Here is a 16,481-nt window from a genome sequence, read left to right as displayed (position 1 = left end):
AGCGCGCGATTTTATGTAACCCCGCTTGCTGAGATAGCTCACAGGTAACAGGGCCACGGCATGGAGCACGTGGTCATCCTCGGCGCCGGCTTCGGCGGTCTCTACGCGGCGAAGGCGCTCCGGCGCGAGCCGGTGCGGGTGACCGTGATCGACCGGCGCAACCACCACACGTTCCAGCCCCTCCTGTATCAGGTCGCCACCGCAGGCCTGAACCCGAGCGACATCGCCGCGCCCATCCGGCGCGTGCTCCGCAAGCAGAAGAACACGAGCGTGCTCCTCGCCGAGGCGACGGCGATCGACCCGGCGCAGAAGCGGGTGATCTTGGAGGACGGCGAGCTCGGCTACGACAAGCTGATCGTGGCGGCCGGGGCGTCGCACTCCTACTTCGGGCACGATGAGTGGGCGCCGTTCGCGCCCGGGCTGAAGACCATCGAGGATGCGCTCGAGATACGGCGGCGCATCCTCCTCGCCTTCGAGGCGGCCGAGCGCGAGCCCGATCCGGCGCGGCGGCGCGCCTGGATGACGTTCGTGGTGGTCGGCGGGGGCCCGACGGGCGTCGAGCTCGCCGGGGCCCTCTCGGAGCTCGCGCGGCACACGCTCCTGCACGACTTCCGGCGCATCAACCCGCGCGAAGCGCGCATCCTCCTCGTGGAGGGCGCAGGGCAGGTCCTGCCATCGTACGTCCCGGAGCTGGGCGAGAAGGCGCGAGAGCAGCTGGCGGCGCTCAACGTGGAGGTGCATACGCGCTGCCTCGTCACCGAGATCGACGACGAGGGGGTCTCGATCGGCGACAAACGGATCGAGGCCAGGACCGTGCTCTGGGGGGCCGGCGTCGCAGCGTCACCCCTCGCCCGCAGCCTCGGCGTGCCGCTCGACCGGGCAGGGCGCGTGCTGGTTGCGCCGGACCTGACCGTGCCCGGCCACGAGGACGTCTACGTCGTCGGCGATCTCGCGTCGCTGAAGCAGGAGGACGGGACGCCCGTGCCGGGCGTGGCGCCCGCGGCGATCCAGGCAGGCCGCCACGCCGCGCGCAACATCGCGCGCACCGTGCGGGGGCTGCCGCGGCTGCCGTTCCGGTACCGCGACAAGGGCGCGATGGCGACGATCGGGCGGGCCGCTGCGGTCGCCGACTTCGGCAAGGTGAAGCTCTCCGGGTTCCCGGCGTGGCTCGCGTGGCTCTTCGTCCACATCGTGTTCCTGATCGGCTTCCGCAGCCGGTTCCTCGTGCTGTTCTCGTGGGCCCTGTCGTACCTGACCTACCAGCGCGCCTCGCGCCTGATCACGGGAGAGACCCCGCAGCTCGTGGAGGACCACCACGCGCCGGCGCTCGAGCCGCGCAAGGACGACGGCGCGCTCGCGAGCCAGCCGCTGGAGCACGCGCGCACGCGCGCCTAGGCGCCGCCGGACACGCCGCTGCGCGGCCCGTTCCGCCGGTCGACCGCGCGCAAGGCACGGCGGCGCGCCTCGCTCGACCACCGCGGGCCCGGGCGTCGCTCGCGGCGTCGCTCGGACCGGGCCCGGGATGGAGGCCGCGCGGCGCCCGAGAGCACACATGCGGCAGAGCGGGATCCTGCGCTCGTCTGGACCTTTGCGCGCGAGCTGCGTTAGCGTCGTAGACCATGCACATCTATCCCGGACAGGGCGCCTCGGCGCACCCATCGCGAGCCCTCTTCGCCAGCGCAGCATCTCTCGCCGCACTCCTGCTCGGCGCCTCCTCCGCCTTCGCGCAGGCGCCCCCTCCGGTTGAGCCCGCTCCTGCCGGAGCGCAGCCGCAGGCCGCGCCCTATGGAGCTCCTCCGACGTACGGCGCCGCCTACGGGCAGCAGCCCGGCTACTACCCGCCGCCCGGATACGCCCCCCCTCCTGGGTATGCCCCGCCGCCCGGATACGCCCAGCCTTCCAGCACGTATCCCGTCGGCCCGAGGATCATGAACTACGAGGAAGGGCAGGCGGTCCCCGAGGGCTACCGCGTCGAGGAGAGGGCGCGCCGCGGCCTGATCATCGGCGGCGCCGTGACGTTCGGCGTCACGTACATCCTCTCGGCGATGGTCGGGCTCGTCGCGGAGAGCGCGGATCGCGCGAGCGGCGGCACCGGAGAGAGCTACATCCCGCTCTACATCCCCCTCGCCGGCCCCTTCATCACGATCGGCACGTCCGACGCGAAGGGCGGCGGCGTCTTCGTCCTCATGGTCGACGGGCTGGCTCAGGTCGCCGGCGCTGCCATGTTCATCGGCGGCCTCGCCGCGCCGCAGAAGAAGCTCGTCCGCAACGACGTCGCCCTCTCCGTGAAGCCGATCGTCACCGGCGACACCCTCGGCCTCGGCGTCTCCGGCTCGCTCTGAGCGCGCGCCGCCGGCGCCCCGGCGTCACGTCACGACCGGGGCCCTCGCGTCACGTCACGACCGGCGGCGTCTCGTCCATCGTCTTGACGGCGCGCTTGGCCCTGCGGCGCACGTCGACGTGCAGCGACTCGTCGAAGTTGATGGCCGAGAACGCCGCCCGCGCCTCGATGTTCTTGCCGAGGGCGGCGTAGGCCTCGGCCTCGTTCCAGCGCAGCTTCCAGTCGCGCTTCGCGAGATCCGAGAGCCTCCCGGCGTCGGCGATGATCTCCTGGTACCGCTGCTGCTTTCCGAGCTCGCTCCAGTACTCGGCCCTGAGATCGTCGTCCTCGGGCGCGAGCGCGACGGCCGCGGCGAAGCCGGCGAGCGCGTCGTCGATCCGGCCCGCGACGAGCTCGGCGCGGGCGAGCGAGCGGCGCGCGCCGGCGCTGTCGGGGTGCGCGGCGACGAAGGCGGCGAGCGCGGGGATCGCCGCGTTGACCTTCTGGATGTCCGCGGGGTCGCTCGGCCAGAACCGGAGCGAGAGCGCGGCGAGGTCGCCGGGGTCGCTCTCGAGCGCGCGCTCGATCGCGGCGGGCGCCTCCTCGCCGCGGCCGGCCTGGGAGAGGCACTTCGCGAGCTCGACCCACGCGCCGGACGAGGACGGCGCCGTCTTCACGAGCGCCTCGGCCGCGGCGAGCGCCTCGTCGATGCGCCCGAGCGATCGGAGGGCGGCGATCCGCGCGAGGTGCGCTCGCTCGACGCCCTCGCCCTCGCCAGAGACGGCGCGGTCGGCGGCGGCCAGCGCGACGTCGTGGCGGAGCTCGCGCTCGTGGTAGGCGAGCTGCTCGAGATAGAAGGCGCTGTCGCGCGGCGCTGCGTCCCACTGGCCCGTGAGGTAGTCGAGCACCGCGTCGGAGCGCACGTAGACAAGCGAGGCCGCGTCGCGCGGGTTCTCGTAGATCGGCACGAGGACCCCGAGCTGCACCATCGCGTCGAGCGCCGGCTGGCAGTCGGGCTTCGCCTCGAGCGCGAGCACCATCTCGTCGAGGGCGGCGTCCTTCTTCTGCATGGCCAGGTGCACCTGCCCGACCGCCACGTGGTAGTCGGCGTCCCCCTGGAACGTCTTCCGGATCGCCTGGAAGCTCTTCAGCGCCGCGGGGTGGTCGCCCATGTTGGCCTGCGCCGAGGCGAGGTTCAGCCGCGCGGCGTGGTCGTCGGGGTCCATGGTGACGATGCGCTTGAGCGCCGAGATCGCCTTCTCGTAGTCGCGCTCGCCGAAGGCCTTCTGCGCGCGCTCCCAGACCGGCGTCTTGTCGAGGAAGGCCTCGAACTGCGAGACGAGCGTGCTGTTCTGCTTGCGCCAGACACCGCTCTTGCCGGGCTCGGAGCTCGTGAGGAAGTCCTTGATCCACTTGCGGGCGGCGTCGATGCTGAGGCCCTTGTCGGCCAACCCCTCGAACTCGCCCCGAGGCACCGGCATGCGCGCGGGGATCCCCTGCCGGCGCGCCATGTTCTCGTCCAGGCCGATCAGCACCCAGTCGCCTTGCTCGCTCATGATCCTAGGACGGTAACCGCCGTGCCCCGCCAGGATCAAGCGACGTCTCGGCGCTGCGCGCCCGCGCAAGAGCGGGCTCTCGACGTGCACGCCCGCGCGAGGCGGGCTCCTCGGCGCGGCGCGCCGGCGCGTCAGGAATAGAGCCAGGCCAGCAGGACGAACGCCATGAAGGCCGCCGCCGCGACCGCGAGGGCGAGCGCGCGCGGTACCCCGAGGAGCATCGGCCGGAGGCTGGCCTGGAACGCGACCGCCTCCACGGAGCTCGGCGGGTTGGCCCGCGTGTCGGGGCCGGACGCGTCGCCCTGGACGGCGAACGCAGCGGTCGGTGTGCCCGCAGCGCCCCCGTTCGCGCCGGCCGCTGCCGCGATCTGCGGGGCCGCGCCGGCGTCCCGAGGCCCCGGAGGGAGCCCAGGCGAGGGGGCGCCGAGGGCGAGGGGCGACGGCGGCGCGGGGGGCGCGAGGTGCTCGAGGCCGAGCTGGGCGAGGATGACTTGCCGCTCGTTGCCCCACGCGACAGGCAGCGCGGTCGTCTCGGGCGCGAGCGTGAGCGGCGCCGACATGACCTTGTGCATCGCCCGCTCGAGCGCGAGCGCCTCGTCGAGGCGGCGCTGCGCGCTCTCCGCGCCGGCGCTCGCGGAGAGGCGCAGCACCTCGGCGGCCATCTCGGAGATGTGCGCCGCCACCTTGGCCAGCGCCAGCTTGCGCTCGGCGTGCGCGACCGCGAAGCGCGCCTCCTCGCGGCTCCGGATCGCCTCGGTCGTGAGCCGGTCGACCTCCGCGTGGAGCTGCTGCGCGCTCTCCGGCGCGCCCTGCGCCAGGGGAGCAGCCCCGGCGTCGTGCTCCGGGGAGAACGCGGCCGCGGCGGTGATCGAGGGAGGCGGCTCGGCGTACGTCGGCGTCGTCGCGGACGTCGAGCGCGGCTCGGCGTCCTGCGCGGTGATGGAGCCGTACGAAGGCAGGCTGCCGCGCTGCCGCCCGCCGCCCGAGCTGCTGGACGCGGGGTCGCCGCGCCCGCGGCCGCTGCTCCCGACGATGACGGTCTTCTCGTCGGCCGTCTCGGAGGGCAGCGTCCCGCGCCGGCGCGAGCTGCCGTCCGCCGTGTCCGTTCCGCGCGAGCCGGGGCCCGACGGCAGCGGCGATGACGTGCCGCCGCCGCGCGTCTCGAGGTCGGTCGCATCGTCGTCAGGGCCGCGCGCCGCGCCGTTCCGGCGGAGCCGGTCGGCGGCGTTCGCTCCCCTGTCTCGCGCGGCGTCGGCGGAGGGCCGGCGCGGGTGCGTCGTCGTCGTGGCCGAAAGCGAGGGGCGCGGCGCCTTGGCGACCCCGGCGAAGCCGCCGGAGACGGCGCGCTCGAACCAGCGCATCTGCCTCATCGCGTTGCGCCGCACGAACCGGCCGAGCGCCTCCTCGTTCCCCTCGAGGTACCCGTGGCTGTGCAGCCAGCCCTCGAGCCGCGCGAGGATCTCGTCCGCGCTCTGGAAGCGCGAGGGCGCGTCCCGCTCGAGACAGCGCATCACGATCGCGACGAGCTCCTTGTCGATCTTCGGCCGGAGCTCCCGCAGATCGGCCGCGGGCTGCGTCGTCATGTTCCGCAGGAGCTCGTAGTCGCTCGACGACGGCCACGGGTGCTTGCCCGAGAAGAGCTCGAACAGCACGACGCCGAGCGAGAACAGGTCGGAGCGCCTGTCGGCGGGGCCCCCGCGGGCCTGCTCCGGCGCCATGTAGGTCGTCACGCGCCGGCGCGCCCCGACGGCCGTGGTCATCACGCGGAGCGACGATTTGGCGAGCCCGAAATCGGCGACCTTCACCTCGCCCTGGAACCCGACGAGCACGTTGCCCGGCGTGAGATCGCGGTGCACCAGGTTGAGCAGCTCGCCGCTCGGCGAGCGGAGCTCGTGCGCCGCGCCGAGCCCGCGGCAGAGCGTCGCGCCGATGTGGACGACGAGCCGCTCGGAGAAGACCTCGCCCGTGTCGAAGACGGTCTTCATGAGCCGCGCGAGGCTCACGCCCTGCACGAGCTCGACGGCGAAGTACGAGCCCTGGTCGTCCGTCCCCCAGCCGGCGACCTCGACGACGTTCGGGTGCTTGAGCGCCGCGGTCGTGCGCACCTCGTCGAAGAACCGGGTGGACACCGTCGGGTCCTCGGCGAAGTGCGGGTGCAGACGCTTGACGGCGAGCAGCTCCCCGGGCCGGTGCGGACCTACCGACCTGCAGAGATCAACGCGGGTGGTCGCTCCGGACGCGATCTCGGCAAGGAACTGAAGCGAGAGCGCAGCCGGCGAGGGCTCGGGGAGCCGAGACATGCGCGATGAAGTCTAGCGGGCGACAACCCCTACCGGAAAGACCCTCAGACGCCCGCGCGCGCCGCGGCGATCGCGGCGGCGACTCCGGAGGGGGTGGCCTTGAGGTGCACGTCCAGGTGGTCATCCTTGGTCTTCAGCGCACGAACACCGAGCACCGGCGCACAGATGCGCAGCGCCCGCGCGACCGCCGGATTCCCGCCGACGGCGGGAATTTTGAGCAGATCCAGGGTGATCCTGTCATCCTTCGCGTCGATCAGCGCGGCGGGCCGCTTCGGCATGAAGGAAACGAGGTTGCCCGGCTTGTCGAGATCGATCGTCCCCGAGTTAATGAGCCCGGCGATCGGCGAGCTCTCGTCGCCCATCACGTGGAGCTTGAGGTCGGCGATCCGCAGGCCGACCTGGATGGCGTCGGCGCGCACGTCGAGCTCCTCGGCGTAGACGGCGAACGAGGCCCGGATCGGGGCGCCCATCACCTTCACGGTGAGCGCGAGGCGCAGGCCGGGGGGCGCGGCCTCGATCACGATGTCCTTGGGTGCGCGCTTTCCGCCGCTGAGCTCCCGCGCCAGGTAGCGCAGCGCATCGATCGGGACGCCGAAGCGCAGGCCGAGCGCGCCGCGCAGCGCCCTCACGATCTCCTCCGGGTGAGCCTTGAGGTAGTCACCGGCCTGGCGGAGCAGCACCTTCGGGTTGGGCTTGGGCATCGTCGGGGCAGCTACGATTGCCCGGAGTCAGCTCCGCGCGCAAGGGGCGAGCGCGATCTGCCGCGAGGTCGTGCGAGGTCGTCGATCCACCGGAAAGGCCGTTGTTCGGACGGGGTCGACTCGTCACACTCGCGCGCGATGCAGACCAGGATACTTCTTGTCATGGCGACAACAATGCTCACGATCGGCTGCGGATCGGCCGACGCGACGCTCGGGTGGGCGCCGGTCGATGAGCCGCCGGGCGGCGGCTCATCGAGCCAGGGAGCCGGCGATGGCCAGGGCGGCAGCGGTGATGGCCAGGACGGCAGCGGCGATGGCCAGGACGGCAGCGGTGATGGCCAGGACGGCAGCGGCGACGACCCGTCGAGCGGTGGGGGCGGCGACCTCTCGAGTGGCGGCGGGCCACCGGGCCCCCTGTGCGACCTGGTTCGCGGGTGCGATTCCGCGCCGCCGGATCCGGGCGAGGAGCTCTCATGGAATCACACGTCTTCGTACATCATCACCGCTGCTGGGTTCCCCAACCACCGCGGGCGCGATCTCTACCTGACCCTGGATGAGCCACAGTGGATCATCGGGAAGTTCGCCTACGGGCTCACCGACAAGGATCTGAAGGGTGAGCGGGTCGACATCTATGTGCTCCGCGGCTGCGGTGGCGAGTGGGAGCGCCTCGGCTCGGCGACCACGACGGAAGCGGACGCGACGCACGCCGAGGTCGAGGGCGTGAGCGACGACGGCGGCCGCGTCTACTTCGAGATCCCTGCGGCGCAGCGGCTCGGTGTGGGCAGGCACCGGGTCCACATGGTCGTCCGCGGCGACCTGTCGAGCGCCGACCTCTTCCTCGAGGTCGTCCCCCGGGGCGCCCCGATGTTCGTGAGCGACGTCGATGGGACGCTGACCGGCACGGAGACCGAGGAGTTCACCTCCCTCCTCGTCGGCAAGCTGCCCGGCGTTCAGCCGCACGCCGCGGCGGCGTTCCACCGGCTCGTCGCCAAGGGCTACCGCCCGATGTACCTGACCGCGCGGCCGGAGTGGCTCGTCCAGCGAACGCGCGATTTCCTCGACGCCTACGGCTTCCCGTCCGGCATCGTGCACACAACGCTCGGCCTGACCGGCGCGACGGGTGAGGCCGCTGCGGAGTACAAGACAGCGGAGCTGCAGCAGCTCTTCGACAGGAGGGAGATGCTGCCCGCGTGGGCCTTCGGCAACACGGCGACCGACGCGGAGGCTTACGAAAACGCCGGCGTGCCCCTCACGCGGCGCGTGCTCTACAAGTTCGACGACGACGCCCGCGGGGGCCGACGCATCGAGGACTACGCCGAGCTGCTCGCCGAGATCGACGAGCTCCCCAGCTTCTGCGATTGATCCGGGCGCGCCGGCGCGTCAGCCGGACGCCTGCTCGGTCCGGGCGCCGCTCGCCGGCGGCTCCGAGGCGGCCCCGGCGGCGGCCGGTGCCTCGACGCGACCGCCGATCGACCGGAGGAGCTGGCTCACCGCGGCCTGGGCGCGCTCGCGGAGGTCGTTCACCCGCGCTGCCTCGCGGCCGTCCGGGCACACGGAGATCGGCGCGCCGACCCGCACCTGAACGAGCCGCAGGGTGCCGTCGCCCGAGTCGATCGCCCCCTTCTTCATGAGCAGGTGCGTGCCCTCGATGGCGACCGGCACCACGGGCACGCCGGCGCGGACGGCGGCATAGAAGCCGCCGTTCTTGAACTGCCGGAGCACGCCGTCCTCGCTCCGCGTCCCCTCCGGGAACACGAGCAGCGGCTTGCCCCTCCGGAGCACCTGCTCGAACCGCGAGATCGCCTCGACCGCGGCGCGGGAGCCGACCGTGCGATCCACCGGCACATGGCCCGCGAGCTGGAGGTGCCAGCCAAGGAACGGGATCTTCATGAGAGAGCGCTTCGCTGCCCACTTGAAGTCGCCCGGCAGCACCGCGCCGAGCGCCAGGATGTCGAGCACGCTCTGATGGTTGGAGCAGTAGATAAAGACCCCAGGAGGGACGTTCTCGAGGCCGCTCACCTGGAGGTCGATATCGAGCCCGCGTGCGCTCGCCTGGCACCAGCGCCGCATCGCCCAGAGGCTCGCAGAGCGCTGCGGCGTGAGAGGCCCCAGCGTCAGCGATACGGTGCCATAGGCCATGGTCCTCAGGGTGAAAGGAACCCACTGGCGCGTTATCAGCCAGGCGCTCTTGAGATCCATACTACAGCGCTTACCACTCTCTATGTCGGGCGAAAACGCGTAGCACCTTGCGCACCTGCGTCGCGCGCGGCTATGGCTCGAGCGGCGGCGTGAGCAGCCCCCAGCCGACCGTGACGGGCCGCCCTGCGCGCTCGAACTTGACGGTGTACAGCCCCGTCTCCTCGGCGCTCTGCACGACCGCGGGGCGCAGCGCGCCGACCCACTCGGCCCAGACGCTCGCCCCGATCTTGAGCCGCGGCTTGACCGGGAGCGGGCGCAGCGCCGATTCGTCGGCGAGCAGGGCGGCGCCGCCGTAACCGAGGGCGAACCACCGCGCCGAGCTGCTCGGCAGCGATGTCAAGACTGCGCCCGGCTCCGCCGGGGAGTTGCCGAGCCGCGACACGAGGAGCACGTGGCGCCACGTCTCGCCATCCTTCCATGCGGCGAAGTTGCCGGGGGCGAGCCCCTCGGTCTGCACGACGAAGCGGACCCCCTTGAGCTGCGCGAGCGGGGTCCGCGGGTCCATGTCGGTGTAGCGGACCTCCATCTTGTCCTTCACGAAGCGGGTGATGACGGCGTGCTTCATCACGCCGCTCCACTCCGTGAGCACCGGCTCGTGCGGCCGGAGGCGCGGCGCGTCGGGCACGGGGACGACGTAGCCCGGGTGGACCTTGTACGACGGTCCCCCCCTCCCCTCGATGATGAGGTCGTCGCCCTCGAAGCCGACCACGGTCGCCGCGTAGAGCACGAGCGTCGATCCGAGCTTGGCCCCGGCGAGCATCCGGTCCGAGAAGGTGAACACACGGCGGCCTAGATCGAGCTTGACCGGGTGCGCGGGGAGGCCGAGCGGGTTCGACGCCTGCGCCGCGCCCGTCGGCGCTCGGGTCTCCGCGACCGCGGGACGCGGCAGCGCCGCGAGCGGCGCGATGGGCGGGCTGTGGGAGGGCGTGGGCGTCGGGGGCGACGTCGACGCAGGCTCGCACGCCGCCGCGAGGCCCGCTGCCAGGAGGCAAGCGAGCACGCAGGCCACGCCGCGGGAGCGCGGCGCGGCGGTCCCGAGGTGTCGCGTTGCGCACCTGTCGTGGTCCTTCCCGGTGGCGCGGCCCAGGCTGCGGGACCCGGGCCCGAGGCCCCCGGGACATCGGTCAGCCATCAGGGGCGAGCATGGACCGCGAAAGCGACGGCGGCGAGCAGAAAGGGACGGAACGGCCACGTGACACCGGGCCGGCTGCCCGGCGAAACCGGCCGCGCCGGCGCGTGGAGGTGCGGCAGCGCGGGGCTCCGCTCCCGGCGGCGCGCCGCGCTCCTCGTGACGCGCGCGGCGCCTCCTGCGCTAGCTTGCTGCGCGATGAAGCGCGCCTTCAGCATCGATGAGCTCAAGCAGACCGCGCCCCGCCTCGCCGTGGAGCGCCGCGCCGTGCGCTTCCAGGACGTCGACGCGGCCGGGATCGTCTTCTACCCGCGCGTCCTCGAGTACTTCAGCGACGCGTACATGATCGCGCTGAAGGAGCGGGGCATCGACCTGCCCGCCCTCATCGCGGGCGGCGCGATCAAGCTGCCGCTCGTCCACGCCGAGGCCGATTACCTGCTGCCGCTCCGGTTCGGCGACGCGATCGAGGTCGAGGTGCTCGCGCCGAAGCTCGGCGACACATCGTTCACGGTGGGCTACCGCGTGACGACCGCGGGCGGGATCGCCGCGATCGGGCAGACGGTGCACGTGTGCATCGACGGGGCGCGCTTCATCCCGTGTCCGCTCCCGGACGGGCTGCGCACCGCGCTCGGATGACCGCGGCGAGCGCCGGCGGCCGGCGCCGCGCGCTAGCGCGCCGGGAACGGCGCGAGCGCGGCCGCGAGCTGCGCCGCCGCGCCGGCGCGATCGAGCTTGCCCGCTGAGGTCAGCGGGAGCGCCGCGACGCCGCAGAGACGCCGCGGGCGCTTGTGCGGGGCGAGCCGCGCCGCGACGAGGGCCGCGAGGTCGTCGAGCAGCGCGGGCGAGAGCGCGGAGCCGACCGGCGCGCCGGGCGCGGTCTGGTCGGGGACGATCGCCGCCGCGACGATGTGGCCCCACCGCGCGTCCGGCACGCCGAACACCACGGCGCCGGCGACGCCCGCGCAGGAAGCGAGGACCTGCTCCACCTCGGCGGGATAGACGTTCTCGCCGCCGGTCACGATGAGGTCGCTCCGGCGCGCCGCGACGTGGAGCCGCCCGGCGGCGTCGAGCGCGCCGAGATCGCCGGTGCTGAACCATCCGGCGCCGTCGACCTGGAGCTCCGGCGCGCGCGCGGGGCCGCGGTAGTAGCCGCGGAACAGCGCCGGGCCGCGGATCTCGATGCGGCCCACGCCGTCGCCGCCGGCGCCCTCGATGCGAAGATCGATGCCGGCGATCGGCGCGCCGGAGCCCGGCTCGCGGGCGCGCGGATCGCGCGGGCGCTGCACCGTGACCTGCGAGCACGCCTCGGTGAGGCCGTAGGTGGTGAGCGCGGGGACCCCGCGGCGCGCGCACTCGTCGAGCGCCCGCTCCGGAGCGCCCGCGCCGCCGACGAGCACCGCGCGGAGCCGGGCGAGGACGTTGTCACGATCGGCCTCCAGCAGCGCGAGCAGCATGGTCGGCACGACGGAGAGCAGCGTCGCGCGGTCGCGGACGATCGAGGCGAGCACCGACGCGGGATCGAAGCGGGGCGCGAGGATGACGGCGCGCCGCGCGAGCAGGCAGCGCGTCACGATCGAGAGGCCCCCGACGTGGCAGAGCGGCAGGCAGAGCAGCCAGCGATCGTCGTCGCGCATGCCGAGGTTGGCCGCGCTCCCCGCGGCGGCGGCGAGGAACGCACGGCGCGGCAGCACCGCGCCCTTGGGGCGCCCGGTGGTGCCCGAGGTGTAGACGATCGCGAGATCACCGGAAGGGTCCGGCGCCCGGACCTCGACGGCGCGCGGCCCGCGATCGCGGAGCGCGGCGATCTCCGGTCCGGCCTCATGGAGCAGGGCAGCGAGCGCGGGCTCGCGCAGCACGAGGTCGGGCCGCGCGTCGTCGATCAGAACGCCCGCCTCGCCGGCGGTGAGCCGCGGGTGAATCGGGACGAGGACGGCGCCGAGCGCGAGCAGCGCATGGAGGACGACGACGGTCCCGAGCGCGTTCGGCGCGACGAGCGCCACGCGAGCCCCCCGCCCTACCCCCGCGCGGGCGAGCCGGGCGCACACGGCCGCGACCGCGGGCGCAAGGTCGCCGAAGCGGAGGGCGCCGCCGGGGCCGACGCCGAGGCCGGGGACGTCGATCTCGCGCGGAGCGTCGGCCTCGGCGCCGCCATGGACGAGCGCCGTCCGCGCGGCGATCGCAGGATCGCGCACGGCCTCGAGGAGGCTCAGGCCGTCCATGTCCAGGGTCGGATGCCGAGGCCAGGCTGCTCGCTGGCGACGACCAGGCCGCCCTCGCGGAGCTGCGGGATCGAGATCTCGGGCCACGCCTCCAGGCCGGCGTGCGCGTCGAGGCCGCACGCGAGCGGCGGGCGCGGCAGCGCGAGCGCGAGCTCGCACGAGGCGGCGAGCGCGACGGGGCCGTCGAAGAGGTGCGTCACCACGGCGCCGAGGCCGCGCTCCTGCGCCCTCTGGCCGAGCTCGTGCGCGCGCAGGAGGCCGAGCATCGCCGGCTTCAGGATGAACGCGGCGCAGCCCTCCGCCTCGAGCAGGCGCTCCGGCATGCCCTCGACGGCGAGCGACTCGTCGGCCGCCCACGGGACCTCGCGCGCGCCGAGGAGGTGGAGGAGCTCCGGCGCGACCGGCTGCTCGACGAAGCGGGGACCGAGCGGCGCGAGCAGGGCGAGCCGGCGGGGCGCGTCCTCCAGCGACCAGGCCGCGTTCGCGTCGAGCCGGAGCTCGATGGCCGGGTGCTCCTGCCGCAGCGCGCGCAGCGCCTCGAGGTCGCGCGCGAACCCCTCCTCTCCGCGCGAGCGGAGCTTCACCTTGATCGCCCGGACGCCTCGCGCGACGAGCGCGCGAGCGCGCGAGCGCAGCTCCGGCAGGGCGACCGAGGTCGTGAGCAGCCCGTTGACCCGGACCTCGGCATGGCGCCGGTGTCCGCCGAGGCACGCCGACACCGGGAGGCCGAGGCGCTGGCCGAGCAGATCGAGCAGCGCCGTCTCCAGGGCGAAGCGCGCCGCCGGCAGGCCGCGCAGCTGCGGCGACAGCGGAGCGATCGCGCGCTGGATCGCGGACGCCGTCGACGTCACGTCCTCGAGCGGCAGGTCGATCGCGCCGAGCGCCCCGGGCAGCGCGGCGAGCGCGCGCTCGTCTTCATCGGCCGTGTCGGGTGAAAAACCGGGGAGCGGCGTGGCCTCGCCCAGGCCGACGCGCCCCTCGTCGTCGGTGAGCGACAGCACGAGGCCCCGGCGCGCGCCCTCGATGTCCCGTGGCGCAAGGCTGGCGGCGACGACGCGCATCGTTCCTACAGCCGGGCCGCGAGGCCCAGCGAGAAGATCAGCGCGTAGGCGAGCAGCAGCTTCGCCGTCCCGGCGAGGCAGTCGTTGAGCGGCCGGCCGTCGGTGGTCGCCAGCACCCGGAGCAGGCGCACCGCGCGCGGGAACGTCGCGAGGACGAGGAGCGTCCACCGCCGGCCCTCGCCGACGGCGAGGGCGACAGGCACCGCGTAGGCGACCGCGAGGAGCATCGCGTATTCGAGGACGCCCGCCCTGCGGCCAAAGCGAACGGCGAGCGTGCGCTTGCCGGCGACGACGTCCGTGTCGCGATCGCGGACATTGTTGACGACGAGCACGGCGGTGGCGATGGCGCCGACCGGCACGGCCGCCGCCCAGGCGAGCGGCGGCACCGAGCCGAGCTGGACGAACGCCGTCCCGCAGACGGCGACGAGGCCGAAGAACACGAACACGAACACATCGCCGAGGCCGTGGTAGCCAAGCGGGTACGGGCCGCCGGTGTACGCGACGCCGGAGAGGATCGAAGCGACGCCGATCACGACGATGGGCCACCCGCCCACGAGCGCAAGGTGCACCCCGAACGGCGCCGCGAGGGCGATCGTGACGAGGAGCCCGACGCGCACCTGACGCGGCGTGAGCAGCCCCGCCTGCACGGCGCGCGTGGGACCGAGCCGCTCGTGCGTGTCGGCGCCCTTCTCGTGATCGAAGACGTCGTTCGCGAAGTTCGTGGCGATCTGGATGAGCATCGCGCCCGCCAGCGCAGAGAGCGCCGGGCCGAGCCGCATGCCGCCGAGCGCGTAGGCGACCGCCGTCCCGACCATCACCGGCGCGAGCGCGGCCGTGAGCGTCGCCGGCCGGCACGCGAGGAGCCACGCTCGGAACGAGCCAGGGCGCACGCCGCCCGCTGCCGCTGCTCCGGCCGCCTGCGAGGCCGCCGCCGCGCTCACGAGCGCCTCCCCTGCTTGCGGACGCCGCGCCCGCGCGCGGCGGCGCGATCGCGCCGCCGCGCGGACTCCTCGCCTGACGCCGCCGGTGTCGGGGACTCGGGTCCGGGGCTTCTGTTCGCGTTGACCTGGCTCATGACCGTGGATCCCTCTCGGCAAGCTCGGGGTTCTCGGCGCGCGCGCCGCTCATGAAGGCTCGAGATCGGCGGCCGCCCCTGCCGCCGCCGGCGCGCTGCTCAGGGCGGCAACCTCGCGGCGGACGTCGGACCAGAGCCGCGCGACGCGGGCGGCGCCGTCGTGGGGCGGCACCACCGCCTCGATCAGCGTCGCGCCGGGTCGCTGGTACGCGGCCGCGAGGGCGCCGGCGAGCCCGCTGGAGGTGCCGGCGCGCTCGTAGGCGAGCCCGAACATCGCCGCCGCGGGCGCGAAGTCGAGGTGCTGCGGCATGGTGAAGCACCGATCGAGCAGATCGGCGCCGCGCCTGGCGACGGGGAGGTGCTCGAAGATGCGGCCGCCGTCGTTCTGGACCACCACGATGACGAGCGGCGCACCGCCGTCTCCCGCTGCCCTCGCGGCGAGGAGCAGCCCGGTCAGGTCGTGCAGCAGGCTGAGATCGCCGAGCAGCAGCGTGAGCGGCGCGGCCGCGACCGCGCGGGCGCCGGCCGCCCCCGACACGAGGCCGTCGATCCCGCTCGCGCCGCGCTGGTGCAGGACGCGCAGCGCGCGCGCCGACGGCGGGCAGTACGTGTCGAGATCGCGCACCGGCATGCTGTTGCCGATCGCGAGCAGCGAGCCCTCCGGGCACGCGCTCGCCACCGCCCGGGCGACCGCGCCCTCGGTGAGCTCGTCCCCGGCGCACGCGCGCGCCGACTGCGCCGCCGCGACGTCGCCGGCGCGCGCGAACGTCGCGGCCCAGTCCCGCCGCCCGCGCCCGAGGTCCAGCGCCGCCCCGGCGAAGCGGACCGCGAGCGCCTCGCACAGCTCGGCAGGCTCGGCCATGACGAGGGCGGCCGCGGCGCTCGTCGGATCGTTCCAGCCGTGCGCGGCCACGACGAACCGGCGGCAGCCCGCGTGCTCGGCGATGTAGGTCGCGTACCCGCCCGACGTCGGCGGGGCGCCGAGTTCGAGGATGAGATCGGGCGCGTTCGCCGCGCGGAACTCGGGCGCGCGGAGGAACGAATCGAACGAGGCGGGCATCACGACGCCCTCGGCCAGGCCGCCGAAGTAGATCTGGCTCGTGCCCTCGGCGAGCACCGGGAAGCCGGTCGCCCGCGACAGCGCGAGCACCGCGCCGCGCGCGCGCGCGTCGTCCTCGCGGCTCGGGGCGGGACCGCAGACGATGAGCCCCCGCTCGGCGCGCGCGCACCGCGCCGCGATCTCCTCGGTCGCGCGCGCGTCGACCCCGGCGCGCGCCGCCACGACCCGCGGCCCGGCGCGGCGCATCTGCGCCTCCCACTCGGCCTGCCAGGCCTCGGGTCCCGCCGCGTCGACCGGCTCGAGCGGCTTGCGGAAGCGCGCGTTGATGTGGACCGGGCCAGGTGTCGGGGCGAGCGCGCGCGAGACCGCCTGCGCCGCGATGCGCGCCACGGCGCGCATCGCGAGGGACGACGGATCCGGCAGCCCGAGCTCGGCGAAGTGACGCACATGGTCCCCGAAGAGCTTCGTCTGATCGATGGTCTGCGAGGCCGCGGCGTCGGCGAGCTCCCACGGGCGGTCAGCCGTGATCGCGACGAGCGGGGTGAAGCTGTGGTGCGCCTCGATGATCGCCGGCAGCGCGTGGGCGCCGGCGGTGCCCGAGGTGCAGACGAACACGCTGGGCCGGCCGGTGACGCGCGCCTGCCCGAGCGCGAAGAACGCCGCGGCGCGCTCGTCGACGACGCTGTGGCAGCGCACCTCCACGCTCTCCACCGCCGCGATCGCGAGCGGCGTCGAGCGCGACCCCGGGCAGAGGACCACGTCGCGCACCCCGGCCTGCGCCAGCGCGCGGACGAACAGCTGCGCCCAGGCCGAGTGGAGGTTCGAGCCGCTCATCACCGTCCCCGGTTGCCCTCGACCGCG

At 74.2% G+C, this 16,481-nt stretch carries 13 protein-coding genes; 4 read left to right on the top strand and 9 right to left on the bottom strand.

Annotated elements, in window-relative coordinates; all coding sequences use genetic code 11:
* The first annotated feature begins 60 nt into the window (after positions 1-60).
* Together WMF17_RS15560 and WMF17_RS15555 are read left to right on the top strand one after the other, a co-directional pair.
* Positions 61-1,395: an NAD(P)/FAD-dependent oxidoreductase gene (locus tag WMF17_RS15560; RefSeq protein WP_437650184.1), complete on the top strand. Its 1,335-nt coding sequence runs from the start codon at positions 61-63 to the stop codon at positions 1,393-1,395.
* 224 nt (positions 1,396-1,619) lie between these two features.
* Positions 1,620-2,342 (top strand): hypothetical protein, encoded by a 723-nt coding sequence (locus WMF17_RS15555; protein ID WP_437602862.1) that lies wholly within the window; start codon positions 1,620-1,622, stop codon positions 2,340-2,342.
* A 49-nt stretch (positions 2,343-2,391) separates the two neighbouring features.
* Here the strand turns inward: WMF17_RS15555 and WMF17_RS15550 are convergent, their stop codons facing one another.
* From WMF17_RS15550 to WMF17_RS15540, 3 genes are all read right to left on the bottom strand, one after another.
* Entirely contained in the window at positions 2,392-3,876 is a 1,485-nt protein-coding gene (locus WMF17_RS15550; RefSeq protein ID WP_437650183.1) for a tetratricopeptide repeat protein, read from the bottom strand.
* A gap of 131 nt (positions 3,877-4,007) precedes the next feature.
* A complete protein-coding gene (locus tag WMF17_RS15545; protein WP_437650181.1) occupies positions 4,008-6,176 on the bottom strand; it encodes a serine/threonine protein kinase in 2,169 nt (722 codons plus the stop codon).
* A gap of 44 nt (positions 6,177-6,220) precedes the next feature.
* On the bottom strand, positions 6,221-6,877 hold the full coding sequence (locus tag WMF17_RS15540) for a hypothetical protein (RefSeq protein ID WP_437491385.1): 657 nt from the start codon (positions 6,875-6,877) through the stop codon (positions 6,221-6,223).
* A 162-nt stretch (positions 6,878-7,039) separates the two neighbouring features.
* Here WMF17_RS15540 and WMF17_RS15535 point away from each other — a divergent pair, with 162 nt between their 5' ends.
* Positions 7,040-8,239, top strand: coding sequence for a lipin/Ned1/Smp2 family protein (locus tag WMF17_RS15535; protein WP_437650180.1), 1,200 nt, complete (start codon positions 7,040-7,042; stop codon positions 8,237-8,239).
* An 18-nt stretch (positions 8,240-8,257) separates the two neighbouring features.
* Here WMF17_RS15535 and WMF17_RS15530 read toward each other — a convergent pair whose 3' ends face one another.
* Both WMF17_RS15530 and WMF17_RS15525 read right to left on the bottom strand, forming a co-directional pair.
* Entirely contained in the window at positions 8,258-9,076 is an 819-nt protein-coding gene (locus tag WMF17_RS15530) for a lysophospholipid acyltransferase family protein (RefSeq protein WP_437650178.1), read from the bottom strand.
* A 70-nt stretch (positions 9,077-9,146) separates the two neighbouring features.
* Positions 9,147-10,076, bottom strand: a complete 930-nt coding sequence (locus WMF17_RS15525; RefSeq protein ID WP_437602856.1) for a hypothetical protein — start codon at positions 10,074-10,076, stop codon at positions 9,147-9,149.
* Between the two features lie 327 nt (positions 10,077-10,403).
* Here WMF17_RS15525 and WMF17_RS15520 point away from each other — a divergent pair, with 327 nt between their 5' ends.
* On the top strand, positions 10,404-10,841 hold the full coding sequence (locus WMF17_RS15520; RefSeq protein WP_437580432.1) for an acyl-CoA thioesterase: 438 nt from the start codon (positions 10,404-10,406) through the stop codon (positions 10,839-10,841).
* A gap of 32 nt (positions 10,842-10,873) precedes the next feature.
* On the opposite strand, the gene WMF17_RS15515 is transcribed toward WMF17_RS15520, so the two are convergent.
* The 4 genes from WMF17_RS15515 to menD form a co-directional block, all read right to left on the bottom strand.
* Positions 10,874-12,424 carry an AMP-binding protein gene (locus WMF17_RS15515; protein WP_437650176.1) on the bottom strand — a complete coding sequence of 517 codons (1,551 nt, stop codon included), beginning with the start codon at positions 12,422-12,424 and terminating at the stop codon, positions 10,874-10,876.
* Positions 12,412-13,485: a mandelate racemase/muconate lactonizing enzyme family protein gene (locus tag WMF17_RS15510; RefSeq protein ID WP_437602853.1), complete on the bottom strand. Its 1,074-nt coding sequence runs from the start codon at positions 13,483-13,485 to the stop codon at positions 12,412-12,414. The genes WMF17_RS15515 and WMF17_RS15510 overlap by 13 nt, the downstream gene beginning before the upstream one ends.
* A gap of 5 nt (positions 13,486-13,490) precedes the next feature.
* On the bottom strand, positions 13,491-14,426 hold the full coding sequence (locus WMF17_RS15505; protein WP_437602852.1) for a 1,4-dihydroxy-2-naphthoate polyprenyltransferase: 936 nt from the start codon (positions 14,424-14,426) through the stop codon (positions 13,491-13,493).
* A gap of 183 nt (positions 14,427-14,609) precedes the next feature.
* Positions 14,610-16,454, bottom strand: a complete 1,845-nt coding sequence (gene menD / locus WMF17_RS15500) for a 2-succinyl-5-enolpyruvyl-6-hydroxy-3-cyclohexene-1-carboxylic-acid synthase (protein ID WP_437650174.1) — start codon at positions 16,452-16,454, stop codon at positions 14,610-14,612.
* Between the last annotated feature and the right edge of the window lie 27 nt (positions 16,455-16,481).

This window comes from Sorangium sp. So ce362 (assembly GCF_051519845.1).
GTDB lineage: Bacteria > Myxococcota_A > Polyangia > Polyangiales > Polyangiaceae > Sorangium.
This window is presented reverse-complemented; position numbering and strand designations above follow the sequence as displayed.